Annotated in this window: 22 protein-coding genes; 4 read left to right on the top strand and 18 right to left on the bottom strand. The window is 68.3% G+C overall.

Annotation, left to right across the window (positions count from 1 at the left end; translation table 11 throughout):
* Positions 1-46 precede the first annotated feature (46 nt).
* Complete coding sequence (locus tag E3U25_RS19445; RefSeq protein ID WP_116221816.1) at positions 47-2,038, bottom strand: hybrid sensor histidine kinase/response regulator; 1,992 nt, start codon at positions 2,036-2,038, stop codon at positions 47-49.
* Positions 2,039-2,271: 233 nt separating this feature from the next.
* On the opposite strand from E3U25_RS19445, the gene E3U25_RS19440 reads away from it, so the two are divergent.
* The 3 genes from E3U25_RS19440 (at position 2,272) to E3U25_RS19430 (ending at position 6,137) form a co-directional block, all read left to right on the top strand.
* Positions 2,272-5,115: a BapA/Bap/LapF family prefix-like domain-containing protein gene (locus tag E3U25_RS19440; protein WP_166435511.1), complete on the top strand. Its 2,844-nt coding sequence runs from the start codon at positions 2,272-2,274 to the stop codon at positions 5,113-5,115.
* Positions 5,116-5,252: 137 nt separating this feature from the next.
* Complete coding sequence (locus tag E3U25_RS19435; RefSeq protein WP_072463019.1) at positions 5,253-5,756, top strand: hypothetical protein; 504 nt, start codon at positions 5,253-5,255, stop codon at positions 5,754-5,756.
* Positions 5,757-5,837: 81 nt separating this feature from the next.
* Positions 5,838-6,137, top strand: coding sequence for a hypothetical protein (locus E3U25_RS19430; RefSeq protein WP_140848403.1), 300 nt, complete (start codon positions 5,838-5,840; stop codon positions 6,135-6,137).
* Positions 6,138-6,261: 124 nt separating this feature from the next.
* Here the strand turns inward: E3U25_RS19430 and E3U25_RS19425 are convergent, their stop codons facing one another.
* Positions 6,262-7,308, bottom strand: coding sequence for a glycosyltransferase (locus tag E3U25_RS19425; RefSeq protein ID WP_281029288.1), 1,047 nt, complete (start codon positions 7,306-7,308; stop codon positions 6,262-6,264).
* A gap of 286 nt (positions 7,309-7,594) precedes the next feature.
* On the opposite strand from E3U25_RS19425, the gene E3U25_RS19420 reads away from it, so the two are divergent.
* Positions 7,595-8,431 carry a hypothetical protein gene (locus tag E3U25_RS19420; RefSeq protein ID WP_116221819.1) on the top strand — a complete coding sequence of 279 codons (837 nt, stop codon included), beginning with the start codon at positions 7,595-7,597 and terminating at the stop codon, positions 8,429-8,431.
* 20 nt (positions 8,432-8,451) lie between these two features.
* Here the strand turns inward: E3U25_RS19420 and E3U25_RS19415 are convergent, their stop codons facing one another.
* From E3U25_RS19415 to E3U25_RS19340, 16 genes are all read right to left on the bottom strand, one after another.
* A complete protein-coding gene (locus E3U25_RS19415) occupies positions 8,452-9,501 on the bottom strand; it encodes a hypothetical protein (protein ID WP_116221820.1) in 1,050 nt (349 codons plus the stop codon).
* Between the two features lie 9 nt (positions 9,502-9,510).
* On the bottom strand, positions 9,511-10,146 hold the full coding sequence (locus E3U25_RS19410) for a transferrin-binding protein-like solute binding protein (RefSeq protein ID WP_116221821.1): 636 nt from the start codon (positions 10,144-10,146) through the stop codon (positions 9,511-9,513).
* Positions 10,147-10,347: 201 nt separating this feature from the next.
* Positions 10,348-11,718: an aspartate aminotransferase family protein gene (locus E3U25_RS19405; protein ID WP_116221822.1), complete on the bottom strand. Its 1,371-nt coding sequence runs from the start codon at positions 11,716-11,718 to the stop codon at positions 10,348-10,350.
* The gene (locus tag E3U25_RS19400; RefSeq protein WP_116221823.1) at positions 11,718-13,169 is read right to left on the bottom strand and encodes an NAD-dependent succinate-semialdehyde dehydrogenase; all 1,452 of its coding nucleotides are present in this window, start codon (positions 13,167-13,169) and stop codon (positions 11,718-11,720) included. Before E3U25_RS19400 ends, E3U25_RS19405 begins: the two co-directional genes overlap by 1 nt.
* Positions 13,166-14,176 carry a N(2)-acetyl-L-2,4-diaminobutanoate deacetylase DoeB gene (doeB, locus tag E3U25_RS19395; RefSeq protein ID WP_166435512.1) on the bottom strand — a complete coding sequence of 337 codons (1,011 nt, stop codon included), beginning with the start codon at positions 14,174-14,176 and terminating at the stop codon, positions 13,166-13,168. The genes E3U25_RS19400 and doeB overlap by 4 nt, the downstream gene beginning before the upstream one ends.
* A gap of 4 nt (positions 14,177-14,180) precedes the next feature.
* Positions 14,181-15,362 (bottom strand): ectoine hydrolase DoeA, encoded by a 1,182-nt coding sequence (gene doeA, locus E3U25_RS19390; protein ID WP_116221824.1) that lies wholly within the window; start codon positions 15,360-15,362, stop codon positions 14,181-14,183.
* Between the two features lie 11 nt (positions 15,363-15,373).
* Entirely contained in the window at positions 15,374-16,351 is a 978-nt protein-coding gene (locus E3U25_RS19385; protein WP_116221825.1) for a cyclodeaminase, read from the bottom strand.
* Entirely contained in the window at positions 16,348-17,298 is a 951-nt protein-coding gene (gene eutB / locus E3U25_RS19380; RefSeq protein ID WP_116221826.1) for a hydroxyectoine utilization dehydratase EutB, read from the bottom strand. The genes E3U25_RS19385 and eutB overlap by 4 nt, the downstream gene beginning before the upstream one ends.
* A complete protein-coding gene (locus E3U25_RS19375; RefSeq protein ID WP_116221827.1) occupies positions 17,295-18,038 on the bottom strand; it encodes an aspartate racemase/maleate isomerase family protein in 744 nt (247 codons plus the stop codon). Before E3U25_RS19375 ends, eutB begins: the two co-directional genes overlap by 4 nt.
* Positions 18,035-18,694 (bottom strand): ectoine/hydroxyectoine ABC transporter permease subunit EhuD, encoded by a 660-nt coding sequence (gene ehuD, locus E3U25_RS19370; protein ID WP_072463006.1) that lies wholly within the window; start codon positions 18,692-18,694, stop codon positions 18,035-18,037. Before ehuD ends, E3U25_RS19375 begins: the two co-directional genes overlap by 4 nt.
* A 1-nt stretch (position 18,695) precedes the next feature.
* On the bottom strand, positions 18,696-19,352 hold the full coding sequence (gene ehuC / locus E3U25_RS19365; protein WP_036749849.1) for an ectoine/hydroxyectoine ABC transporter permease subunit EhuC: 657 nt from the start codon (positions 19,350-19,352) through the stop codon (positions 18,696-18,698).
* A 59-nt stretch (positions 19,353-19,411) separates the two neighbouring features.
* Positions 19,412-20,233 (bottom strand): ectoine/hydroxyectoine ABC transporter substrate-binding protein EhuB, encoded by an 822-nt coding sequence (gene ehuB / locus E3U25_RS19360; RefSeq protein ID WP_036749852.1) that lies wholly within the window; start codon positions 20,231-20,233, stop codon positions 19,412-19,414.
* A 23-nt stretch (positions 20,234-20,256) separates the two neighbouring features.
* Positions 20,257-21,042, bottom strand: coding sequence for an ectoine/hydroxyectoine ABC transporter ATP-binding protein EhuA (ehuA, locus tag E3U25_RS19355; RefSeq protein WP_036749854.1), 786 nt, complete (start codon positions 21,040-21,042; stop codon positions 20,257-20,259).
* Between the two features lie 97 nt (positions 21,043-21,139).
* Positions 21,140-22,525 carry a MocR-like ectoine utilization transcription factor EhuR gene (gene ehuR / locus E3U25_RS19350; RefSeq protein ID WP_116221828.1) on the bottom strand — a complete coding sequence of 462 codons (1,386 nt, stop codon included), beginning with the start codon at positions 22,523-22,525 and terminating at the stop codon, positions 21,140-21,142.
* Positions 22,526-23,037: 512 nt separating this feature from the next.
* Positions 23,038-23,346: a hypothetical protein gene (locus E3U25_RS19345; RefSeq protein ID WP_116221829.1), complete on the bottom strand. Its 309-nt coding sequence runs from the start codon at positions 23,344-23,346 to the stop codon at positions 23,038-23,040.
* 12 nt (positions 23,347-23,358) lie between these two features.
* Positions 23,359-23,784 carry a hypothetical protein gene (locus E3U25_RS19340; protein WP_116221830.1) on the bottom strand — a complete coding sequence of 142 codons (426 nt, stop codon included), beginning with the start codon at positions 23,782-23,784 and terminating at the stop codon, positions 23,359-23,361.
* Positions 23,785-23,842 lie beyond the last annotated feature (58 nt).

The raw sequence follows: 23,842 nt of genomic DNA, 5'->3' as shown, positions 1-23,842 counted from the left end.
ACGGCAGGATCAAGGTATCCCATCGCGCGGGCAGAGAACAGCCCGTTCACGCCATCTCCTCGACCGACCGGCGGCTTTGCATCAGCGCCTCGTCCAGGGGCGCGAACAGCGGCTCCAGGTCCGGCTGGCCCGCCTCGACCGCCTTTTCGATGGCGCGCAGGCGCCGCTCGACCAGGACCAGCCCGGTCAGCCCGCTGGCGCCGGTGGCGGCGTGCAGCCGCCGCCCGGTATCCTTGCCGACGCCTTCCTGGCGCAGCTCGTCCAGCACGGATTGCGCTTCGGCCAGGGCCCGCAGCATGAAGCCGCGCGCCGCCTCGGGGCCCACGCGCTCGGCAAGATCGGCGGCCGCGGCCGGGTCGACGGCAGCATCCTTGCAGCGGGTCGGCGCCGCGCCGGGGGTCTGCCGCGACGGCGCGCCCGCCAGGATTCCGGCCAGGGCGTCGCGCAGCGTATCGGGGCGAATCGGCTTTTCCAGCACACAGACCATCCCCGCCTGGCGGCACGCCTTCTTGATGCGGTCATCGGCATGGGCGGTCAGCCCGACCACCTTGCCCTGCCAGCGCGCCGCCGAGGCCGGATCCCCGGCCTTGAGCCGGGCGGCGAACTCGATCCCGCTCATCCGGGGCAGGGTGACGTCGGTCAGCACCAGCTCGACCCGGCCGGCCAGCGCATCGCGCGACAGCATCGCCAGTGCCTCGGGGCCGCTGCCCGCCACCACCACCTCGGCGCCGAAGCTTTGCAGAAGGTGGCTTAGCCAGTCGCGGCTGGCCGGGCTGTCCTCGACCAGCATCAGCATCCGGCCCGCCAGCGCCTGCTGCGGCTGCGCCGGCCCGGCCGGCGGTTGGCGGCGCATGTCGGGCGCGCGCGGCAGGCTGAAGCTGACGCGGAAGATGGTGCCGATGACCCGGCCGGGGCTTCCGGGCGGCAGGGCCAGGCCGTCGCTGCCGCGGTCCTGGATCTCGATCCGGCCGCCCAGCTGTTTCAGCGCATGGGCCAGCACGTTCAGCCCCGCCGAGGGGCGCTGCTCCGGGGCCGTCGCCGGCACGGCCGCCTCGTCCAGCGGCAATCCCAGCGCCTTGGCCAGGCGGGCCTTTTGCGCCGGCGGCAGCCCGCCCCCTTCGTCCAGAAGCTCGATCCCGACGCGCCAGATCTCGGCCGCCGGCTCGTCGCCGGGCAGCGGATCGGCCAGGGGCGCGCAGGACAGCCGCAATTCCACCCGTCCGCCGCCATGGTTGACCGAGTTGTCGATCAGGTTCTGGCACAGCGCCCGCACGAAGCGCAGCGGGCCGCGCAGCGTCAGGTCGGGCGGCGCGTCGACGGTCAGCTGCACCTCGGTCGCGCGCGCGCTGGCGATCGGCTCGACCAGGGCAACCAGGCTGCCCACTTCCTCGACGATGCGGAAATCCTCGTCCGGCTGGATGCCGCGCGGGTTCTGTTCGCCGCGGATCACGGCCAGCACGTTGCTGATATGGTCGAGCGCCAGTTCGGCGGCGCGGCGCATCCTGGCGCCGGCGTCCTCGGGCGCTGCGGCCCGGCCCGGCCCCTGCATCAGCGCCTCGGCCGAGGCCAGCAGCGACTGGATCGGCGTGCGCAGGTCATGGGCCACCCGCATCAGCATGGCCGAGCGCGCGCGGTTGCGCAGCCAGGTCGATTCCTGGTCGCTTTCGGCCAGCCGCAGCAGATAGCCCTCGGCCGGGCCCAGGGGGACATGCACCACCTCGCCCGCGAAGCTCTGGCCGTTCTCGGTCCATTGCGCCGAGACGCTGCCCGAGCGCCGGGCGCGGGCGCAGGCCCCGGCCCAATCCAGCCGCGCGGTCAGTTCGTCCTGCCCGATCCCCAGTTGCTGGGCCGAGCGATTCGCCAGCAGGATCTCGCCCCGCTGGTTGGCCAGCACCACCGCGCGCCTGTCGGTGGCGATCACCCGCGCCAGGGCCTGCAGGATGGGGCGAACCGAATTGGCCAGATCCTTGCGCATCCCCGCCGGCAGCGGGGCAAGCTCGCCCGGTTCCTGGCCCTCGGTATCGGCAATCTCGGTCATGTCTTTCCTCGTGAACCCGGCAACGACGCGATTCTGGCCAAAGGGCGATGGCGCGGCAAGAGCGACCGGATCGCGCGCCTTCCCCCTGTCCGGCAGCGAATCGTCGAATGCGATCCGTCGTGGCTTGACTGTCCTTTAGTATGTGTTATTTGCACATACTATCGTATATGACCCTATACCAAATCTCTACCTTGGCCCGCGTTGCTCCAGGGCCGCCCCAAAAGGATGATTCCATGGCTCAAAGCATCATTCAGGCTGGCACGCTGATCGATGTCACCATTCCGGCGTTACCGGCGGCTGTCGGCGGTTATCTCAGGTCCGGCAGCGACTTGATCGTGCGGATGAACAGTGGCGACGAGTTCCTGATCAAGGACTTCTACATGGCCGCGGCCGACGGCACGGCCCATCGGCTGGTCCTGGGCGACGGCACGGTCATCCTGGCGGATGGCGACGAAGAGGCGGCGGCCGGCCTTGGCGCCGGCATGTTCGACGATGGCGCCGCCAGCGTCTGGGCCTTGGGTTCCGCCGCCCTGGCGGCCATCGGCGGCGGCACCATCATCGGCAACTCGGGCGATTCGTCGAATCCGACGGATACGACCGATCCAACGGATGGCACGGACCCGACTGACGGGACTGATCCGACGGATGGCACGGATCCGACTGACGGAACCGACCCGACGGACGGCACCGATCCGACCGATGGAACCGACCCGACGGATGGCACGGATCCGACCGACGGGACCGACCCCACGGATGGCACTGACCCGACCGATGGAACCGACCCGACGGATGGCACTGACCCGACTGACGGGACCGATCCGACGGATGGCACTGATCCGACTGACGGAACCGACCCGACGGACGGCACTGACCCGACCGATGGAACCGACCCGACGGATGGCACTGACCCGACGGATGGCACTGACCCGACTGACGGGACCGATCCGACGGATGGCACGGATCCGATCGACGGGACCGACCCGACGGATGGCACGGACCCGACCGACGGGACCGATCCGACGGATGGCACGGATCCGACCGATGGGACCGACCCGACGGACGGCACTGACCCGACCGATGGAACCGACCCGACGGATGGCACTGACCCGACTGACGGGACCGATCCGACGGATGGCACGGATCCGACCGACGGGACCGACCCGACGGACGGCACTGACCCGACCGATGGGACCGACCCGACGGATGGCACGGATCCGACCGATGGAACCGATCCGACGGATGGTGCGGACCATGTGCAGGGCTTCCTTGATCCCATCCTGGGTGACGGCGGGCTTCTGGGCGACCTGACGGGTAATGACGGCCCGCTCGGCGCAATCACCGGCTCGGACGGCTTGCTGGGCGACCTGCTGGGCCAGGATGGGCTGCTGGGCGGGCTGGGGGGTGGCCTGCTGGGCGTTCCCCTCCTGGGTGACGGGGTGGACGGTTCCGCCGGCGTCCTTGATCCGGTTCTGGCCGATGGCGGGCTTCTGGGGGATCTTACCGGCAACGGCGGCTTGCTGGGCGCGATCACCGGCTCCGAGGGGCTGCTGGGCGATCTGATCGGCGACCAGGGGCTGCTGGGCTCCGTCACCGGCTCGCAAGGGCTTGTGGGTGAGTTGACCGGCACCGGCCTGCTGAAGGACGGGGCGGCCGGCGAGGGGTCCAACGGCCTCTCGGGTCTGCTTGGCGGCGTGCTGGGCGGCAACGACCTGCTCGGCGGGCTGCTGGGTGGCGAAGGCGGCTTGCTGGGCACCGTGACCGGGACGCTGGACAACGTTGTCGGCGGCGTGCTTGGCGGGAATGACCTGCTGGGTGGTCTGCTTGGCGGCCAGGACGGGTTGCTGGACACCGTGACCGGGACGCTCGATGGCGTCGTGGGTGGTGTGCTGGGCGGGGACGACCTGCTTGGCGGGCTGCTCGGCGGCAACGATCTCCTGGGCGGTCTGCTTGGCGGTGAGGGCGGATTGCTGGGCACCGTGACCGGAACGCTGGACAACGTGGTCGGCGGTTTGCTTGGCGGGAACGATCTGCTGGGCGGTTTGCTTGGCGGCCAGGGCGGGTTGCTGGATACGGTGACAGGAACGCTCGATGGCGTTGTCGGCGGCGTGCTTGGCGGGGACGACCTGCTGGGCGGCCTGCTTGGCGGCCAAGGCGGATTGCTGGATACGGTGACCGGGACGCTCGATGGCGTTGTCGGCGGTGTGCTGGGCGGGAACGATCTGCTGGGCGGTCTGCTTGGCGGCCAGGGCGGGTTGCTGGATACGGTGACCGGGACGCTCGATGGTGTTGTCGGTGGTGTGCTGGGCGGGAACGATCTGCTGGGCGGTCTGCTTGGCGGCGAGGGCGGTTTGCTCAACACCGTGACCGGGACGCTCGATGGTGTTGTCGGCGGTTTGCTTGGCGGGAACGATCTGCTGGGCGGTCTGCTTGGCGGCGAGGGCGGTTTGCTCAACACCGTGACCGGAACGGTCGAGAGCGTTGTCGGCGGCGTGCTGGGTGGCGATGATCTGCTGGGCGGGCTCCTTGGTGGCCAGGGCGACCTGCTGGGCGACCTCCTCGGCGGCGACCTGCTGGGCAATGTCGGCGGCACGCTGACAGGCCTGCTGGGTGTCGCGCCCGGCGATGGCCTGCTGGATCCGGTCCTCGCCGATGGCGGGCTGCTGGGCGAGCTGACCGGCAACAACGGCACCCTGGGCGACATCAGCGGCTCGAACGGCCTGCTGGGCGACGTGGTTGGCGATCACGGGGCGCTTGCGCCCGTTACCGGCCAGGACGGGCTGCTGGGCGAGCTGACCGGCCATGGCCTGCTGGGCGAGGACAGCGACAATCCCGACGGCCTGCTGAACGACCTGCTGGGCGGCAGCGAGGACCTGATTGCCGGCGTCGCCGATACCCTGGACGGCCTGCTGGGCGGAGAAAGCGACCTGCTGGGCGGGGTGAGCGATACGCTTGGCGGGCTGCTTGGCAGCGGCAATGCCGGCGATCTGCTGGCGCCGCTGGGCGATGCCGTCGACGGGCTTCTGGGCGGCGGCCTGCTGGCCGGCCTGGGCAGCCTCAACGACGAGCACGGCGCCTGACGCACGAAAACGCGGGCGCGCCCAGGCCGGGCGCGTCCGCCGCCCCCCAGCAATCCGGCGGCAAGGCAGCGAAGGACGCGCAAGGCGGCCGGCCGTTCGATCCCGAGGAAACAATGGTTGGAATTGTCGATTCTGCGATGATGATCGCGATCCGCACGCGGCACCGCAAGGACTCGGCGGATCTGCTGGCCATGGCGATAGAGCTGACGGACAGGAACCCGAATTGCCGGGTCGGCCTATACGCCCTGGATAACCTGCCGCAGAAAAGCGCATTCTACGAATTCGGCAACAGCGCCGAATTCCTGGCCGGCTTCATCCGGGAACTCGGGCTCGAGGATGTGCAGGACATGGACCTGAACCAGCCGGGCGTGCCGCCGGCGAAGGTCACGAAGATCCTGGAACGCAAGCTTTCCCAGGCCCAAGCCAAGATCGCCTATTGCCGGGCCTATGCCGACGGCAAGGCCTTTCGCGACGAGGACATAGACGATCTGGAATGGCATATCCGCGGGCTTCTGCGGCAGCTCAGCGGCTTGCGCGACCAGATCGGCCGCATCGCGCCGGCGGCGCAGCCCGAACCCGAGCCGATCAAGGCGACCGCCTGCCTTATTCCCTTCAAGGGGCGGGCCAGCGCGCAGCAGTGAACCGGGGCTTGCGCCCCGGCCCTTTCGAAACGTGCCGACCAATCCGCATTTGCCCAAGGCAGAATATGACGAGGAGTAGCCATGTTGACGAAGTGCCGTTTTTCCGAAACTGCCAGCAGCGAAGCATTCGACCATGACTGCGGCTCTACAGGCGGAGAGTTGGTCATCTATATCTTGGCAGCGATAGCCGGAGGGCTGATGGGGGTCAGCCTGGCACTTTTCCTGAACCTGTCGCTTTTGGGCGTTTTCCTGGCATATTCCCTGGGTGGAATGGGCGCGATTCTTGTCATGGCGGTGGGGCTGTTCCTGCTGCGATCCTTGCGGCAATCCATCACGCTGGCGATCCGGCAGAACCGTCCGGGCTATTTCCCCCAGGACTGAAGCGGGCCTTCATCTGCGGGCGCCGATGCCCCGACCTTGCCCCCGCATTCGCAGGGTGCTGCTGCTCGGCAAAGGGGTTGCGGGGCACCCTTACCTCGGCCAGCTGTCCTCTGGACGGCGGCCCTTACGCCGCATCGAGTTCGCGCCAGATCTTCAGCAGCGCCGTTTCAAAGGTATCGCTGTTGTAATTGGCATTCACCACCGCGCTTGCGTGGCGGCGGATGGCATCAAGACGCGCCGGCGCGGCGGCATATTCCGCGACCGCCGCCTCCAGCGCATGCACAAGTCCCAGGGTATCGTCCTCGGTCACGGGAACCCCGGTTTTTGGGGTGAAGTATTCCCGCCCGCCAAGTCCCGTGTAACCGACCACGATGCAACCCGCCGCCATTGCTTCTGCCGCCGGGAAGCCGATCGATTCCATGCGCAGCAGCGAAATGAAGAACTGGCTGCGTTGCAAATGATCCGAGACATCCAGCCGCGGCATATTGTCGAGTTCCTGAATCCGGTATCCCTTCAATTTTCCCCGACGCTCGAGCGTATCGACGATCTGGCGTGCCTCTGCCGAGCGTTTGCGCGGCATATAGGTAATCAGCCGCTCCTTTTCTTCGCGAAAGGGAAAATCCTCGGGCTTCATCGAGACGGGCAGGTGATGGCCGGTCTGGATATTCAGAAGTTCGAACTGATCGAGGCATATTTGCGAAACGCCCAGGAACCAGTCCGCGCGTTCGCGGATGTCGAGCCCCCTTTCCATGGCTTCCGCATGAGCCTCCTGGAAGGCGAACGGGTTTTGCACGAAAACGCCAAGCCGGGACTGCGGAAAAGCCGTCATTGCCGCGGTGATCATGAACTCCGGTATGACCAGAATATCCTCGGCCCCCGGCCGCCATGGTTTCAGGGGCCCGCCGCGAAGTTTTTCGCCCATGAGAATAAAGGGCGACATGAGCCGGGCGCGCCGACCGTCCAGTCCCTGTTTTTGCCGGGCAATATAATAGTCATAGGTATAGCAGAGCGGCGGCTTGTCGGGATGGTCCAGATAGCCGGCGGCGGGGCTGTTGTGCAGGATGGCGGCGTCATAGCCCGCCCGGCACAGCGCAGCCACCGTGTCATAGATGACGGCAATCCCGCCCGATGCCGTTTGCGTGTCGGGACACAGGAAAAGATAGCGACGCACCATGGCACCCGGAAAGCTGATTTCCAGGAAACATGTTGAAGAAAGCCACGGGTGTCAACGCAACACTTGGCGGCGCAGCCGGGTTTTCCGGGCAGGCTTGGTATGTGGATACCGCAGCAGACGGCGCCGCGTGCAGGCTGGCGGGCCGCCCAGGGGCGCAGGAATCCGCGGCGGAGGGGGCAGGCGATGGGTGCAGATTTAGGGCGAAGCCTCTTTTCGCTCGCATTCCGTGCCGGTATCCTTAGGATCGGCCGGGGTAATTGTTTCTGCAAACTGGAAATGCTGCATGCTGATATCTGACAAGGCGCCCGAGGCTCCGTCAGTCGCGCTGTTGACCTTTGTGCTTGAAGAGCATCATTGCGTGATCCTTGAAGATTGGATTGCCTTTTTCGACCATCCGATTGCCGAGCTGGTCGTGCATCTGGGCAAGGATCCCGGCATAGAAACCCGCGTCCGGCAGCTATGCGAAGCGCATGGCATTCGCCTGCATGACATGGGCAGGACGACGCCGCGGGAAACCACCGATTCGGAACAGCAGCTTCTGGAAAAGCAGTTCGATGCGGTAACGGCCGATCTTGGATGCGTGGTGCGATTGGATACCATTCCCTATCGCGCCCGGAATGTGGCCTGGCAGGACGCGGCCCTTGCATTGATGAAGGAAACGGGCGCCTGCTTCATGACCGGCAGCACGTTGCCTTATCGCGCGGACCGGCCTACGGCCAGGCCGGAATTCATGCTGACGCAAAGCATCAGCAATTGCTTCCTGGTGATCCAGCCGGAAATCTGGAGGACGCTCCAGGCCGGAACCCAGGATTCCGAGTCGAAATACGGCAGGTTCCTGGTCGAAGGCGCGGCCGAGGATTATGTGGCGGAAAACGGCCTTTGGGGGCTGCGTCTTGTCAATGGCGAGGACATTCGCATCTTTCATTGCCAGGAATGGGGATTGCGATTGCTTCGCATCCGGGATTCCTTTCGCAAGGGATACAGGATCTCTCCATTCCTTCGGGGATACCAGGACGATTATCTTTACGAAAATGCGCGATACTACATGCAGCGCCGGGAACCCCTGCTGCGACGGGCCAGGGTTTTCCTGGGCTACTGGCGCCGGCGGCTTTTCAATTGAGGGGCTGCCGCGCCGTGCGGTCAGCGCCAGCGGACATCCAGCATGACCCGGTTTTCGTCATACATCGGGACCGTCGACGACCGATGCTGCCCCGCCAGCAGCAGCGTGAATTTCGGCGTCAGGGCGACCTCGATGCCCAGGGTGCGGACATCGTCCCGCCGCGGGGTGCCGAAGACGGCAGAGCCCTCTTCCCGTTGCCAGCCGATGCCGAGGGTCACGGGGCGGTTCCCGATCGGGCGGGTCAGCGACAGCCCCGCCCGATAGCGGATGGCGTTGTGGCCGGCGACCCTTTCGCCGGCGGAAAGCTGAAGCCCGACCGCGCCGATCCCGGAAACGGCGCTGCCGAGCGACAGGTCCGCGAAGGCCTGGCGATAATCCTTGCGCCAGGTCTGCCGCAGGCCCAGGGACATCTCGTGCAGGGCGCCCGCGGCCTCGAATAGCCTGGTGCCGCGCAGGCCGGTCCAGGCCAGATGGCTTTCGGACAGATCCGTCCGGCCAAAGGCGTAGCCGCCGCACAGGTCGACAAAGCGCCATTCGCCCAGGTGCTGCGCAAGGCAGGCCCCGAGCCCCAGATCCTGGCGCGAAAGATCGTGCCGCGGCGAATAGACCGCCGTCGCCTGGCCCGCCAGCCGCAGAACCCGCCCCGGCGCCAGCCGGTATCTTGCGCCGGCCGAGGCGGCAAGGCCCAGCACCAGCCCGCCGCGGGCGCGGCTTTCCGGGCTGACCGTCAGGTCGATGCCCCCGACCGTCAGGCTTTCGCCGGGGATGCCGCCGTTGATATTGTCGTCCCATCGCAGCAGGGGCCGGGCGGTCAGGTGCCGCGACAGCAGGACCGGCTGCGGGCGGCCGTCGCGCAGCATCCCTTCGTGATGCAGCAGCCGCGCCAGCAACGGCGCCCGCCCGGCAGGACGGTCGCGCATCAGCGCAAAACCCGCCAGCCGGGGCGAGCCGGACATCAGCGCCGCCTGGGTCCGGTCGGGCTGCTCTGCCCAGGCGGGCGAGGCCAGGCAGGGCAGCAGGCTGGCGAAGACCCAGGCCCGCCAGCCCGCCTTCCATGATGCGGGCAGCATTCGGCGGGATCAGCGCTCGGCGGCGAAGCCGCTGTCGCCGAAGACCGCGCCTGTGGCGCCGTCATATTCGACCGTGCCGGTGATGGTCCCCCGCACGGCCTCGGCGGCGCTGCCCCTGAACGTCCCGTCCAGCGCGAGGTCGAGGCCGATGTCGCCGCGGTCGCCGCCGCCCAGCGTGCCCGCCGCGCGGCCCGTCATGCCGTTGCCGCTGATGCTGCCGCCGGTGATCGGCAGGCTGCCGGTCAGTGTGGGGCCGTCCTCGACGCCGACCTCGTGGATTTGCCCGGAAACGCTGCTGCTGGCGAAATCCGCGTTGAGCGCGATCCTGGCGTTCGCGGCCTCGTATCCGGGATCGCCGACATCGACCGGGCCGCCGGTCATGTTCATTTCGACGAAGGCATAGCCGTCATAGGTGGCGCTGCCCGTCGTCGGCATGGCGGCGGTGCTGGTCGGGGCAAGGGCTGCGGTGCGGCCCTCCATCTCCATCAACGGCCCGTCATGTTCCAGAAAGGTCTGGCCGTCCGCTGTGCCGCCACCACCACCCGGCACGCCGCCGCCTCCAGACCCGCTGCTACCGCCGCAACCTGCCAGCGCCAGCGTGATTGACGCGGCCAGGACGCCGCCGAAGATCTTGCCCGTCTGCATGGAACCCTCCAAGAAAACCTGAAATCACGGGCGCAAGGCCCGGTTCCGATTACAGGGCCGGGGGCAGGGGGCTGTCGTCACCCGTTTGGGTGAAGGCGGGCGCGAAATTCTTGCAAGGCGACATCATTGCGGACGCGGCCGCATGGGTCGCGGGCGGCACATTCGGCGGGCAGCCGCATAGGCCGCCGCCCTCCGGCAGGTTCAGCCAAGCGTTTCGCGCAGCGCCTCGGCGGTCGCATCGACGATCACGTCCGCCTCGGCCTCGGTCAGGCAAAGCGGCGGAGCCAGGCCGATGATGTCGCCCTGCGGCATGGCCCGCGCGATCACCCCGCGCCTGAGCATGGCGGCGACGACCCTGCCGCCGATGCCCTCGGCCGCGTCGAAGAAGCCGCGCGTGTCGCGGTCGCGGACCAGCTCGACGGCGCAGAGCATGCCCTCGCCGCGGATCTCGCCCACGTTCGGGTGATCGCCAAGCGCCCCGCGCATGCGGTCGTTGAGGTAGCGGCCGACGCGGCCGGCGTTTTCGACCAGCCCCAGCTCATCGATCAGCCGCAGGTTGGCGATGCCCGCCGCCGCGCCGATGGGATGGGCGGAATAGGTCCAGCCATGGCCCAGCACGCCATGTTCGTCGGTGCCCTGCATCAGCACGTCCCAGACCTTCTGCCCGACGATGCTGCCCGACAAGGGCGCATAGGCCGAGGTCAGGCCCTTGGCGCAGGTGATGATGTCGGGGGTCATGCCATAGTGATCGCTGCCGAACATGCTGCCCAGCCGGCCGAAGCCCGTCACCACCTCGTCCGCGATCAGCAGGATGTCGTGTCGCGCCAGCACCTTCTGGATCGCATCCCAATAGCCCCTGGGCGGCGGCACGATGCCGCCCGTGCCCAGCACCGGCTCGCCGATGAAGGCGGCGATGGTGTCGGCGCCCTCGGCCGCGATCAGCCGCTCCAGTTTCTCGGCGCAATGGGCGCTGAACTGTTCCTCGGTCATGCCGGCGTCCTTGCGGCGATAGTAATAGGGCGCCTCGGTATGGATCACCTGCGCCAGCGGCAGGTCGAATTTCTTGTGGAACAGCTCCAGCCCGGTCAGCGAGCCGGTCATCAGCCCCGAGCCGTGATAGCCCCGCCAGCGCGAGATGATCTTCTTCTTCTGCGGCAGCCCGCGGATGTTGTTGTAATACCAGACCAGCTTGACGTTGGTTTCATTGGCGTCCGAGCCGCCCAGGCCGAAATAGACCCGCGCCATGTGTTTCGGCGCCCGGTCCATGACCATTTTCGCCAGCGTGATCGAGGCTTCCGAACCATGTCCGGCATAGGCATGGTAATAGGCCAGCTCGCGCGCCTGCGCGGCGATGGCCTCGGCGATCTCGGTCCGGCCATAGCCTGCGTTCACGCAATAGAGCCCGGCAAAGCCGTCCAGCAGCCGATTGCCGTCGCGGTCGATGATATGGACGCCTTCCGCGCCCGAGATGATGCGCTGCGGACCTTCACCGCGCGCGAATTGGCCCAGGTTGGTCGAGGGGTGGAACAGGCTTTCGCGGTCCCATCTGGACAGCTCGTCATTGGTCAGCATCACGCTCTCCTTGTCTCTGCCCAGTCGCGGCAGACGTATTTGATCTCGGTGAAGGCCTCGAGCCCGTGGCGGCTGCCCTCGCGGCCCAGGCCCGATTGCTTCATGCCACCGAAGGGGATCGGCGCGCCCGTGACCTTGGTGCGGTTCACCGCGACCATGCCGAACTCCAGGGCGCGGGACAGGCGATAGATGCGGCGCGGGTCGCGGCTGTGGACATAGGCGACAAGGCCGTATTCGGTGGCGTTGGCGATGCGCACCGCCTCGTCCTCGGTGTCGAAGGGGGCGATGGCGGCGACGGGGCCGAAGGTTTCCTCGCGAAAGATCAGCGCCTCGGCCGGCACGTCGGCCAGAACGGTCGGGCGATAGAACAGCGGCCCCTGTGGATCGCGGCTGCCGCCGGTCAGCAGGCGCGCGCCGCGGGCCAGCGCGTCCGCCACATGCTCCTCCTGCTTCCTGACCGCGCCTTCGTTCATCAGCGGGCCGAGGTCGCGATCCTCGGCCCCCGGCCCCAGCGTCAGCGCGGCGGCGGCGGCGGTGAAGCGGCGGCAGAACTCGTCATAGACCGCTCGCTCGACCAGGAAGCGGTTGGCGCCCAGGCAGTCCTGGCCCGAGGTGGCGAACTTGGCCTTGATCGCCTCGTCCACCGCCAGGTCGAGGTCGCAATCGGCAAAGGCGATGAAGGGCGCGTGCCCGCCCAGCTCCAGCACCAGCCGCTTCACCGTCTCGGCGCTTTGGCGATAGAGCAGCTTGCCGACCTGCGTCGAGCCGGTGAAGCTGAGCGCCCGCACCCGCGGATCGGCGCACCAGGCGCCCACGATCTCGGGCGCCTCGCCCGTCACCACGTTGAAGACGCCGGCCGGAAAGCCCGCGCGATCCGCCAGTTCCGCCAGCGCGGTCGCCGACAGCGGCGTCTCGGCCGAGGGATGCACGACCACGGTGCAGCCCGCCGCCAGCGCCGCCGCCGCCTTGCGGGTGATCATGGCGCAGGGAAAGTTCCAAGGCGTGACCAGCGCCGCGACGCCCAGCGGTTCACGCCACAGCTCCATCTCGGCGGTCGAGAGATGCGAGGTCACGCTTTCGATGTTCGGGCGCTTGGCTTCCTCGGCATAAAACTCGACGAAGCTGGCGGCATAGTCGATCTCGCCGCGGGCTTCCGACAGGGGCTTGCCCTGCTCGGCGGTCATGATCCGCGCCAGATCCTCGCGCGCATCGACGATCAGCCGGTGCCAGCGCATCAGCACGGCGGCCCGTTCCTGCGGCAAGAGCGCCGACCAGCCGGCAAAGGCCGCCTGCGCCGCATCGACCGCCGCGCGGGCCTGCGCCGCATCCAGCCGCGCCACCTGCGCCACCGGCTGCCCGGTCGCGGGATCGGTGACGGCAAAGCGCGCCCCGCCCACCCAGGCGCCGTTCACGAAGGCATCCTCGCGCATCAGGGTCTTGTCGGTGATCATGGCTGAACCTCCTCGCCGATGACGGCGACGCAATCGCCGGGTTTCACGATGCCGGGGAAATGCCGCGCCATCATCAGCCCGGCGCGGCGGGCATGGACCGCGACCGGGGCCAGGCCGGTGCGCGTCACGGGAAAGATGCGGGCGACGGGCTGGCCTTGTTCCACGGCATCGCCCAGGTCGGCCAGGAACTCGATCAGCCCGCCATCCTCGGCAAAGGTGAAGCAATCCGCATCGGGCATGTCGAGCCAGCGCGTCGGCCGGGCCTCGACCTGGCCGCGCATCACCCCGGCCGCCACCAGCAGGTCGCGCAACCCCCGCCGGGCGATCCCGGCGGTGCGGGCGGTGGCGGTGCCGCCGCCGCCCAGTTCGGTGGTGACGAAGGTCTTGCCCATTTCCTCGGCCGCGGTGTCATACATGCCGACCGCGTCGATCTCGAGCATCCTGACCGACCAGGGGGCGCCAAAGGCGCGCACCAGGTCGAAGGCCGCCGCCTCCTGCCGCTTGTCGGGCAGGATATGGGCGGCGCAATAGGGCAGGAAATCCAGCGTCTTGCCGCCGGAATGGAAATCCAGCACCACATCCGCCATCGGCAGCAGCACGCGCTGGAAGTAATCCGCAAGCTTCTGCGTGACCGAGCCGTCCGGCCGGCCCGGAAAGCTGCGGTTCAGGTTGCCGCGGTCGATGGGCGAGGTGCGGGTGCCCGCCGCAAAGGCCGGGTAGTTCATTGCCGGAACGATGATGATGCGGCCGGTGACGTCCTTGGCCCGGATGGTCGCGGCCAGGTCGAAAAGCGCGATCGGCCCCTCGTATTCGTCGCCGTGGTTGGCGCCGGTCAGCAGCGCCGTCGGCCCCTCGCCGTTGTTGACCACGGTGATCGGGGTCATGATCGACCCCCAGGCCGCATCGTCGCGCGAATAGGGCAGGCGCAGGAAGCCGTGCTGCACCCCCGGCGCCGCGAAATCCACCGTCGCCGCGATGGGCGAGGGCGCAAGCTGCATCTGCAACATGGCGCTAGTCCTTCACGAACAGCTGGCGCGGGACATCGGCAAGGCATTCCACGCCGGTGTCGGTGATCAGGATCGACTCGGTGATCTCCAGCCCCATGTCCTCGAGCCAGAGCCCGGTCATGAAATGGAAGGTCATGCCGGGTTGCAGCACGGTGCGGTCGCCGGGGCGCAGCGACATGGTGCGCTCGCCCCAGTCCGGGGGATAGCTGACGCCGATGCCGTAGCCGGTGCGGTTGTCCTTGACGATGCCGTATTTCGCCAGCACGTCGAAGAAACCCTTGGCGATGTCCTCGCAGGTGTTGCCGGGCTTCGCGGCGGCCAGCCCGGCCTCCATCCCCTCCAGCGTGGCCTTTTCGGCGTCCAGGAAGGCCTGCGTCGGCTGGCCCAGGAACACCGTGCGCGACAGCGGGACGTGATAGCGGTGATAGCAGCCGGCGATCTCGAAGAAGGTGCCTTCGCCGGCCTTCATCGGCCTGTCGTCCCAGGTCAGGTGCGGGGCCGAGGCATCGCGCCCCGAGGGCAGCAGCGGCACGATGGCCGGATAGTCGCCGCCGATCCCGTCCACGCCGCGGGTGCCGGCGTCGTAGATTTCCGCGACCAGGTCGCATTTGCGCATCCCGACCTGCACCTTGTCGAGGATGCGGGCGTGCATCGCCTCGACGATGCGGGCGGCGTTGCGCATATAGGCGATCTCCTGCGGCGATTTCACCGCGCGCTGCCAGTTCACCAGCGCCGTGCAATCGCTGAGCGTCGCGTCGGGCAGGTTCCGGGTCAGGCTGGCAAAGGCGGCGGCGGTGAACCAGTAATTGTCCATCTCGACCCCGATGCGCTTCGCGGCCCAGCCGCGGTCCCGCAGGATGCCGGACAGGTAGTCCATCGGGTGCATCTGGGGGTTCTGCACGTAATGGTCGGGATAGCCGATGATGTTTTCGGGCTTCAGATAGGCCGTCAGCTTCGCGCCGTTCGCGTCCTGTCCGCGGCCATACCAGATCGGCTCGCCATCCGGCGGCACCACGACGCATTGATGGACATAGAAGGACCAGCCGTCATAGCCGGTCAGCCAGTTCATGTTCGACGGATCGGTGACGATCAGCAGATCGACCCCCGCCTTGTCCATCGCCCGGCGGGTCTTGGCGAGGCGGTCGGCATATTCCTCGCGGGTGAACTTCAATGCGACGTCTGTCATGGCGGTTTCTCTTACAGGGTGAAGCTGCGGCCGGCCCCGGCCTTGCCCGCGCGGGCAAGCGCCAGGGTGGCGATGGCGGTGTCCTGGATGCCGGTGCCGGTCAGGTCGGCCAGGGTGATCTGTTCGGGGCTGGTCCGGCCGGGGCGCTGCCCTGCCAGGATCTGGCCCAGCTCGGGGAAATCCTGCCCGGCCAGCGGCGCGTGGTGGAGTTCCCCCAGCTCGCGGGTCTGCGACAGGCGGTCGGCGACGTAATGGGCACGCTCGATCAGGTCCGGCGCGATCTCGTTCTTGTGCTGGGCATCCGAGCCCATGGCGGTGACATGGGTGCCGGGCGCCACATCGGCGGCGGCCAGGATGGGCTTTTCCGCGGGCGTGGTCGTGACTACCAGATCTGCGCCGCGCGCAGCCCCGGCCACAGTCGCGGCGGCGATCACCGGAATGCGCAGGGCGGCGGTCATCTCGGCCGCGAAGGCTTGCGCCTTGGCGGGATCGCGCGCCCAGACCCGCGCGCCGGCCAGCGGCCGCACCAGCGCCAGCGCCTGCAGCTGCATCCGCGCCTGCATCCCGGCGCCCAGGATCGCCGCCGTTGCCGCATCCGGCCGGGCCAGCGCATCGGCGGCCACCGCCCCGGCGGCGGCGGTGCGCACGTCGGTCAGATAGCCGTTGTCCAGCAGCAGCGCCTCGACCAGCCCGGTCGTTGCGGACAGCACCACCATCATGCCGTTGGTCGAGGGCAGGCCAAGCGCCGGGTTGCCGAAGAAGCCGGGCGAGATCTTGATCGCGAAATGCGTGAGGCCGGGGACATAGGCGGTCTTCACATCGACCTCGCCCCGGTGTTCGGGGATGTCCAGGCGCAGGATCGGCGGCATCGCCACCGCCTTGGTTGCCAGCGCCACGAAGGCGTCGCGGATGCAGGCCACGGCCTCGGCGTCCAGCGGCACCAGGGCGCGCAGATCGGTCTCGGTCAGGATGGTCACGGGCGGTCTCATGCGGCCTCCGCCATGATGCGCGCGTGCAGCGCGGGGTCGATATTCGCGCCGGAAAGGATGCAGACGGTCGGGCCTTGCGGGACGATCTTGCCCGCCAGCAGCGCGGCGGTCCCGACGCTGGCCGCGCCCTCGACGACATGGCCGGCGCGGCCAAGATGGCGGATGCCCTGGGCGATCTCGGCCTCGGTCAGCAGGATCACGTCGTCCAGCAACGCGCGGCAGAGCGCGAAGGTCACGCGGTTCTGCAAGCCGATGCCGCCGCCCAGGCTGTCGGCCAAGCTGGCGGTTTCCGCGACCTCGACCGGATGGCCGGCGGCCAGGCTCGCGGCCATGGCGGCGCCGTTTTCCATGGTCAGGCCGATGACCCGCGTGCCGGGGGCCAGCGCCTTGATCGCCACCGCGACCCCGGCGGCAAGGCCACCGCCGGACAGCGGCACCAGCACCGCCTCGGCCGTGCCGATTTCCAGGCCGATGGTGCCCTGGCCCGCCACCACCGCCTTGTGGTCGAAGGGCGGGATCTCGGTCATGCCTTCCTGCGCCACGGCGCGGGCGACCTCGGCCATGGCCTCGTCCTGGCTGGCGCCGGTGATGCGGACCTGCGCGCCCAGATCTCGGATCGCCTGCACCTTGTTGCCCGGCACCAGCCGCGACAGGCAGACGGTCGCCGGCACGTCAAGCGCGCGGGCGGCATGGGCCAGCGCCCGGCCATGGTTGCCGGTCGAGGCGGTGACGACGCCGCGCGCCAGCGCCTCGGGCGGCAGCGACAGGATCGCATTGGTCGCGCCGCGCAGCTTGAAGGCGCCGGTGGTCTGGCGATATTCGCATTTCAGCCAGATCGGCTGGCCCAGCCGCGCCGACAGCGCCTCGTCGCGGACCAGCGGCGTTTCCACCACATGGCCGCGGATGCGTTCGGCGGCGGCGCGGATGTCGTCCAGGGTCACGGTCATGCCAGCCTCATCAACTGGCCCGGAGCCACCGGCCCGGTCACGCCGCAGGCCCGCGCGGCGGCCCAGAGCGTCGCGGAATTGGCCGAGACCACAGGCACGCCGACCGCATCCTCGATCCGGTCGATGATCGCGCAAGCGCGCACGGCGGTGCAGGCGATGAACAGCGCCTGGCTGCCCGGCGCCAGCGCGGCACGCGCCGCCTCGATGATAGTGGCGTGCGCGATCCGCGCCATCTCGCGATCGTCGGTCAGGTTCAGGCAAGAGACGCCCTGCAGGGCAAAGCCGCCGGCCTCGAAGCATTCCGCCATCGGCTGGGTCGTGCGCGGGGTATAGGGCGTCAGCAGGGTGATCCTGTCCGCCCCCAGCGCCCTGAGCGCCGCGAAGCCGGCCGAGATCGGCGTGATCGGTTCCGCCGAGGGCTTGCCCAGCCGGATCGCGTCGCGCACCGCCTGGTCGCCGATCACCACCGAGGCCGAGGTGCAGCTGTAGACCACCGCATCCAGATCCTCCTCCGGCAGGATCAGCGCCGCCGCCGCGGTCACGTCCTTGGCCATGGCGGCCAGCGTCTCGGGCGTCACCGGGTTGGCAAAGGGGATGCGGGTGGCATAGACGCCCACGCCATGCGCCGGCAGGGCGGCGAAATCGACCTCGGTCGTGTGGTCGGTCGCCAGCGTCACCAGGCCCAGGCGGCGGGGCAGGGGGCGGTCGTCCAGCGCGACCGGAACGGACAGGACAGTCACCGCGAAATCCTCCCATAACGGCGTTCCAGCCAGCGCAGCGCCACCACCGAGATCAGGCTGACGACCAGGAACATCACGCCGACCAGCGTCATCGGCTCGACATAGCGATAGGAGCTGTTGGCCACCGACTTGGCCTGGTTCATCAGCTCAAGCACGGTGATGGCCGACAGCAGCGGCGTTTCCTTGAACATGGCCAGCAGATAATTGGCCATTGCCGGGATCATCGGCGGCACCGCCTGCGGCAGCACCACGTGCAGCCAGGTCTGGCGCGTGGTCAGGTTGGTGGCCTTGGCCGCCTCCCATTGCCCGCGGGGCACCGCCTCGATGCCGCCGCGATAGACCTCGGCGGCATAGGTGGCGTAATGCAGGCCCATGCCGATCACGCCCGCAGTCAGCGCCGGCAGGCGCAGCCCCAGGTCGGGCAGCACGTAGAAGATGAAGTAAAGCTGCACCAGCAGCGGCGTGCCGCGGATGAACTCGACCACGAAGCCGGTGGTGCGGGCGACGGTGCGGTTGGCCGAGCGGCGCAGGATGGCGAAGACCAGCCCCAGCACGGCAGCGACCACGGCGCCAAGCGCGGTGGCGACCAGGGTGATCCGAAACCCGGCCAGCAGGGTCGGCATGATCGACCAGGCGAAATCCCAATCCCATTCCATCTCAGCGCACCCCGTCCAGGCCGCGCGTCACCCGCCGCTCCAGCCGGCGCATGCCGAAGGAAAGCGCCGAGGACATGGCGAAATACAGCAGCAGGATGGTGACGAAGGGCATCAGCGTGCTGCCGGTCTGCGACCGCACCACCTGCGCCTGGAAGGTCATGTCCGACAGCGAGATCAGCGACACGACCGAGGTAGCCTTCAAAAGCTCGATGGCATTGTTGCCGAAGGTCGGCAGCATCAAGGGCAGCGCTTGGGGCAGGATGACGTGGCGCATGCGCTGGAACCGGGTCAGGTTGACGGCCACGCAGGCCTCGTGCTGGTCGCGCGGCACGGCCAGGATGGCGCCGCGCACCACCTCGGCCCCATAGGCGCCGACGTTCAGCCCTAGGGCCATCACCCCGGCCTGCATCGGCGTCAGTTCCGCGCCGGTCATCGGCAGCACGAAATAGATCCAGAACAGCTGCACGAAGATCGAGGTGCCGCGGAAGAACTCGATATAGGCGGTCGCGAGCCAGCGGACCCAGGCGTGGCGCGAGATGCGGCCGAGCCCGGCGATGAAGGCCACGACCAACGCCAATGCCGAACCCATCAGGGTCAGCTTGACCGTGACCCAGGCCCCCATAAGGATGAGTGTCAGATATCCTGCCCAGTCGCCCATGCGCCGAAGCCTGCCTTTGCCGTTGTCGGGATGGGCGGGGTCGGCCCCCGCCCCGGATATTACTGCGCGGCGCAGAGCGCGTCGCGGGTGGTGGACATGGCCGCGGCCGCCGAGAAGCCGTAGGGCTCGACGATCTGGGCGAATTCGCCCGATTCCTTCAGCTTGGCCAGTTCCACGTCGAAGGCGTCGCGCAGCGCGGTGTCCTTCTTGTTGAAGGCGGCGCCGTCGCAATAGACCGGGGCGCCCTCGACCGGGGCAAAGACTTCCAGGTTGGCGTCGCCCGATTTCGCCAGCAGGTCGTTCAGCGACAGGACCGGCAGCGAATAGGCGTCGATGCGGCCGTCCTGCACCATCTTCAGCCCCGATTGCGGGTCGGGCACCACGACCAGCCGGTCGCGCGGCACGCCGGCATCGAGTGCCAGCTTTTCCTCGGTGCCGCCGCCGGGGGCGCCCATCCTGGCCGAGGCGTCGTTGGCGATGTCGGCATAGGACTTGAAGCCCTTGGGATTGCCCTTGGGCACCAGCAGCGCCTCGGCATCGCACAGGATCGGCTGGGAATAGGCGACGGCGTTGCAGCGCTCGGGCTTCATGAACAGGCCCGCGGTGATCGCATCGACGCGGCCGGCCTGCAGGCTGGGGATCATCGCGCCATATTCGGCGATCGAGGCCTCCAGGTCCTTGATCCCCAGCTTTTCGAACACCGCGCGCGCCACGTCCGGCGCCGCCCCCGAGACCTTGCCGTCCGAGGCGACGGCGGTATAGGGCGGCTCGTTGCCGATGGCGATGCGGACATAGCCCTGCTTTTGCAGGTCTTCCAGCTTGTCGGCCATGGCGGGCAGCGGTGCGGCCAGCAAGGCCACGGCAATCAGGCATTTCTTCATCGTTCTCTCCTGTCGGGTTGGCATCACACGCGCTGTCCGGCGGCGATGATCTTGCGCAGGAAGGACTTCGTGCGGTCCTCTTGCGGCGCGGTGAATAGCTGGGCGGGCGGGCCCTGTTCGACGATGCGGCCCTTGTCGAAGAACAGGACGCGGTCGGCGAAATCACGGGCGAAGCCCATCTCATGCGTGACCAGAAGCATGGTCATGTCGGTCTCGGCGGCCAGGCGCTTCATCACCTCCAGCACTTCCTCGACCAGCTCGGGGTCGAGCGCCGAAGTCACCTCGTCGAACAGCATGATCTGCGGCTGCAAGGCCAGGGCGCGGGCGATGGCGACGCGCTGCTTCTGGCCGCCGGAAAGCTGGCTTGGCATGTAATCCGCCTTGTCGGCCAGCCCCACCATGTCCAGCAGATCGCGCGCCCGCCTGTCGGCCGCGGCGCGGGCCTCGCCCTTGGTCAGCATCGGCGCCAGCGTGATGTTCTGCAAGACCGACTTGTGCGGGAACAGGTTGAAATGCTGGAAGACCATGCCGATATGGCGGCGCATCCTGTGCAGATGCGCCTCGTCCGCCGGCACCTCGGCGCCGTTCCGCTGCATGTGGTAAAGCGGCTCGCCGCAGACCTCGATGCGCCCGCCCGAGATGTCCTCCAGTGTCATCAGGATGCGCAGGATGGTGGTCTTGCCCGAGCCCGAGGGGCCGATCAGCGCCAGCTTTTCGCCCTTCATCACGTCGAAGTTCAGCCCGTCAATGACGGTCAGCGTCCCGAAGGACTTTCGCAGGTTCTGGATGCGAATGATCGGCTGGTCCAAAAGCGTCCCCCTTGCTGTCCAGAGGAACTTTGCAGCGAGATTAAATCAGGTCAATATTTAAATAATATCATGACAATTTTCCGGGGCAATCTGCCTGTCAAATCAGCGGCAGCAGGGGTTCCGCGCTGCCGCCCAGGGTTTCGGCCACCAGGGCAAGGCCGCGGCGCAGCTCTTCCGTCCCGGTCGAACCCAGCGCGATTCGCACTGCGTCGCGCCGGCCCCGCTCGCTCAGCCGGAAGGCGCGGCCCGAGGCGACGGCGACGCCGCGCTGGCGGGCCTGGGCCACGAATTCCTCTTCGTCGCGGCCGGGGGGCAGTTCCAGCCAGATGTGCAGGCTTTGCGGATGGGCGCGAAAGGGGGCCGCGCCCAGAACCTCGCGCGCGATGCCATGGCGGATGGCCAGCGCCTCGCGCTGCCACAGGATCAGCCGGTCCACGGTGCCGTCGCCGATCCAATGGCTCAGCAATTCGACCATGGCGGGGGTGGCCATCCAGTTCGTCACCAGGTGCCGGTTGGCGGTGGCCGAGGCAAGCCGCGGCGGCGACAGCAGCCAGGCCACCCGCAGCCCCGGCAGCGTGGTCTTGGTGAAGCCGTTGATATGCAGCACCCGCTCGGGCGCCAGCACCGCCATGGGGGGCGGCCGGTCCGGGATCATCGCGTTCAGCATGTCGTTCTCGACGATCAGCAGGTCGTGGCGGCGGGCGATGGCGGCCAGTTCGGCGCGCCGCTCGGCGCTGCTCATGATCGCCATGGGGTTGATCGCGGCCGGCTGCATGTAAAGCGCGTGCAGGCTGCCCTTGCGCGCCAGGTGGTCCAGCGCCTCGGGCACGATGCCATCCTCGTCCACCGGCAGCCCTTCCAGGTGCAGGCCCAGGTATTTGCACAGCGGCATCAGCAGGTGATGGGTCAGCGCGGCGGCGGCCAGCGTGCCGCCCGCGGGCACCGCGCTCATCACCGCGGTGGTGATGGCGGATGTGGCGCCGTCGGTGAGGGTGATGTTTTCGGGCGCCGCCTCGATCCCCTTGCGGCGCAGCCAGTCCGCGGCGATCTGCCGGTGCTGCGGCAGCACCGAGTTCGGCCGGAACGACAACGCCGCCGGGACGGGCAGGTTCTCGGCGACCCAATGCAGCCCCTCGCGAAAGGTCTCGACATGCATCCGCTCGGTGACGGGCTTGAGGATCGACAGGTCCACCAGCTCGCCCAGCCGCTCGGCCAGGTAGGGCGGGGTATTTTCCGAGCCGGGGGGCAGCACGAAGGAACCGCGCCCGACCTCTCCCACCACCAGGCCGCGGCGGATCAGCTCCTCATAGGCGCGCGAGACGGTCTGGACCGACAGGCCCAGATCGTCGGCCAGCCGGCGCTGGGGCGGCAGGCGGGTTCCGGCGGGCAATTGGCCGTCGCGGATCGCCCGCGCATATTGCTCGGCCAAGGAAAGATAGGCCGGGCGATGCAAGGCGCTGGGGTCGGGGGTCCATATTGTCATGAGCGAAGACCAAGGCAATCCTGTCGATAGGCAGGAATGTTATGATTTCACCGCCGCCCCCGCAATCGCTGTCTTGCCCTTCGGGGGGCTGAAAGGGCGGATCGCCGCCCTTCGACCCTCACCGGGAACTCAGGCTGCGGCAAAGGCCGAGCCCATGAAGTTCCGGGATCGCCAAGGCAAATTTCAGCCCGGCAAAAGCGAGGGGCCGCCGCCTGTCCCGGACGCCGGCGGCTCGCCAGGCGCAAGATCTGGGCATCGCCCTTGGCGCGCGCGTGCCCGATGCGGCGGGATGCAGCCCCGCCGCGACGACGGCGCCGGCTGCGGCGGCACGCAGGACCGCATAGCATGTTGATGTTGGGCGGACCCTTTCGACCGGCGCCTGGGCCGGGCTGCCGAAGGGCTTGCGGGTGACGACCAAGGGGCGCCCCGTTGCGCGTCTGGCGGGCCAGGCAACAGGCGGTATCGTTGCGCAGTCGGCGCGCCCCCGCTGTCGCGGCCCTGCTTGCAGGGCGTTATCGCAACCGGCTTCCTGCGACGGCGGGGCGGGCCGGCTCTTCGGCCTCTCCCGCGCAAAGACGCCCGCAGCGCCCGGCATGATCACCGGGGACATGGTTCGCGTTGTGCCAGGCAAGCGCCACCAACGTCGCCGAGCCGGTCAGGCAATAGGTGACGATGATCCATACCAGCCCCCAGCCCATCCACCAGGCCAGTCCACCGGCCGCAAGGGCCGTCAGAACCGCAAGGATGACGGTCCCCATCGGAAAGCCGCCCGCGTGATCGCTGTCGAATCGGCAGAATTCATCGCGCATGACCTTTTCCATGGGGTGGCTCCTTCAATGCAAATGGGATGGACAGGGCGCCAGGACGCGCAGGCAGAACCCGCAGGACATCATGAAGCGGTCGCGTTCGGGAAAGATGGCGAACAGCATGGCGTCCTCTGGCAGCGGGATGCCGATCCGCTGGGCGGTCGGCGGGCCAAGGCGGGGCTGGTCCTCATTCCCCTCCGGCGCTCCCGGAACCAGGATCGGCCGGCGCCGCGATAGCGCAAGCCCGTGCGTGGGGCAGCCCGGACCCAGGCGGCCCTGCGCGACGCCGAAAAGCAGGCCCTGCGCCTCGAGCGAGCAGCAGCCGAAAATGCCCAGGATCTCGACATGATCGTCGGACAGCGGGTCGTAAAGGACATCTCCGGCGCGCAAGGATTGCACGGGCACCATGGCCCCGCTGCGGCGGATCTGGACGGGGGTGTGTTCTGCAAGCATGTCGGCCTCCGGTTCCGTATCGGCTCTGCGGATCTGTTCCGTGACAGCCACGGTCTGC

It is taken from the genome of Paracoccus versutus (assembly GCF_029909795.1).
Classification (GTDB): Bacteria; Pseudomonadota; Alphaproteobacteria; order Rhodobacterales; family Rhodobacteraceae; genus Paracoccus; species Paracoccus versutus.
Note: the sequence above shows the minus strand (reverse complement) of the source record. Positions and strands in the feature narration are given on the sequence as shown.

What these genes read in the sequence shown, in the direction of transcription:
- E3U25_RS19405 (WP_116221822.1), bottom strand. Translation starts at nt 11,718, where the DNA reads ATGCTGACCAATGACGAGCTGTCCAGATGGGACCGCGAAAGCCTGTTC.
- E3U25_RS19385 (WP_116221825.1), bottom strand. Translation starts at nt 16,351, where the DNA reads ATGAGACCGCCCGTGACCATCCTGACCGAGACCGATCTGCGCGCCCTG.
- E3U25_RS19435 (WP_072463019.1), top strand. Translation starts at nt 5,253, where the DNA reads ATGATGATCGCGATCCGCACGCGGCACCGCAAGGACTCGGCGGATCTG.
- E3U25_RS19440 (WP_166435511.1), top strand. Translation starts at nt 2,272, where the DNA reads ATGGCTCAAAGCATCATTCAGGCTGGCACGCTGATCGATGTCACCATT.
- ehuD (WP_072463006.1), bottom strand. Translation starts at nt 18,694, where the DNA reads ATGGAATGGGATTGGGATTTCGCCTGGTCGATCATGCCGACCCTGCTG.
- E3U25_RS19415 (WP_116221820.1), bottom strand. Translation starts at nt 9,501, where the DNA reads ATGCTGCCCGCATCATGGAAGGCGGGCTGGCGGGCCTGGGTCTTCGCC.
- doeB (WP_166435512.1), bottom strand. Translation starts at nt 14,176, where the DNA reads ATGTTGCAGATGCAGCTTGCGCCCTCGCCCATCGCGGCGACGGTGGAT.
- ehuB (WP_036749852.1), bottom strand. Translation starts at nt 20,233, where the DNA reads ATGAAGAAATGCCTGATTGCCGTGGCCTTGCTGGCCGCACCGCTGCCC.
- E3U25_RS19410 (WP_116221821.1), bottom strand. Translation starts at nt 10,146, where the DNA reads ATGCAGACGGGCAAGATCTTCGGCGGCGTCCTGGCCGCGTCAATCACG.
- ehuC (WP_036749849.1), bottom strand. Translation starts at nt 19,352, where the DNA reads ATGGGCGACTGGGCAGGATATCTGACACTCATCCTTATGGGGGCCTGG.
- E3U25_RS19420 (WP_116221819.1), top strand. Translation starts at nt 7,595, where the DNA reads ATGCTGATATCTGACAAGGCGCCCGAGGCTCCGTCAGTCGCGCTGTTG.
- ehuR (WP_116221828.1), bottom strand. Translation starts at nt 22,525, where the DNA reads ATGACAATATGGACCCCCGACCCCAGCGCCTTGCATCGCCCGGCCTAT.
- E3U25_RS19430 (WP_140848403.1), top strand. Translation starts at nt 5,838, where the DNA reads ATGTTGACGAAGTGCCGTTTTTCCGAAACTGCCAGCAGCGAAGCATTC.
- E3U25_RS19345 (WP_116221829.1), bottom strand. Translation starts at nt 23,346, where the DNA reads ATGGAAAAGGTCATGCGCGATGAATTCTGCCGATTCGACAGCGATCAC.
- E3U25_RS19445 (WP_116221816.1), bottom strand. Translation starts at nt 2,038, where the DNA reads ATGACCGAGATTGCCGATACCGAGGGCCAGGAACCGGGCGAGCTTGCC.
- eutB (WP_116221826.1), bottom strand. Translation starts at nt 17,298, where the DNA reads ATGACCGTGACCCTGGACGACATCCGCGCCGCCGCCGAACGCATCCGC.
- E3U25_RS19340 (WP_116221830.1), bottom strand. Translation starts at nt 23,784, where the DNA reads ATGCTTGCAGAACACACCCCCGTCCAGATCCGCCGCAGCGGGGCCATG.
- E3U25_RS19400 (WP_116221823.1), bottom strand. Translation starts at nt 13,169, where the DNA reads ATGATCACCGACAAGACCCTGATGCGCGAGGATGCCTTCGTGAACGGC.
- doeA (WP_116221824.1), bottom strand. Translation starts at nt 15,362, where the DNA reads ATGACAGACGTCGCATTGAAGTTCACCCGCGAGGAATATGCCGACCGC.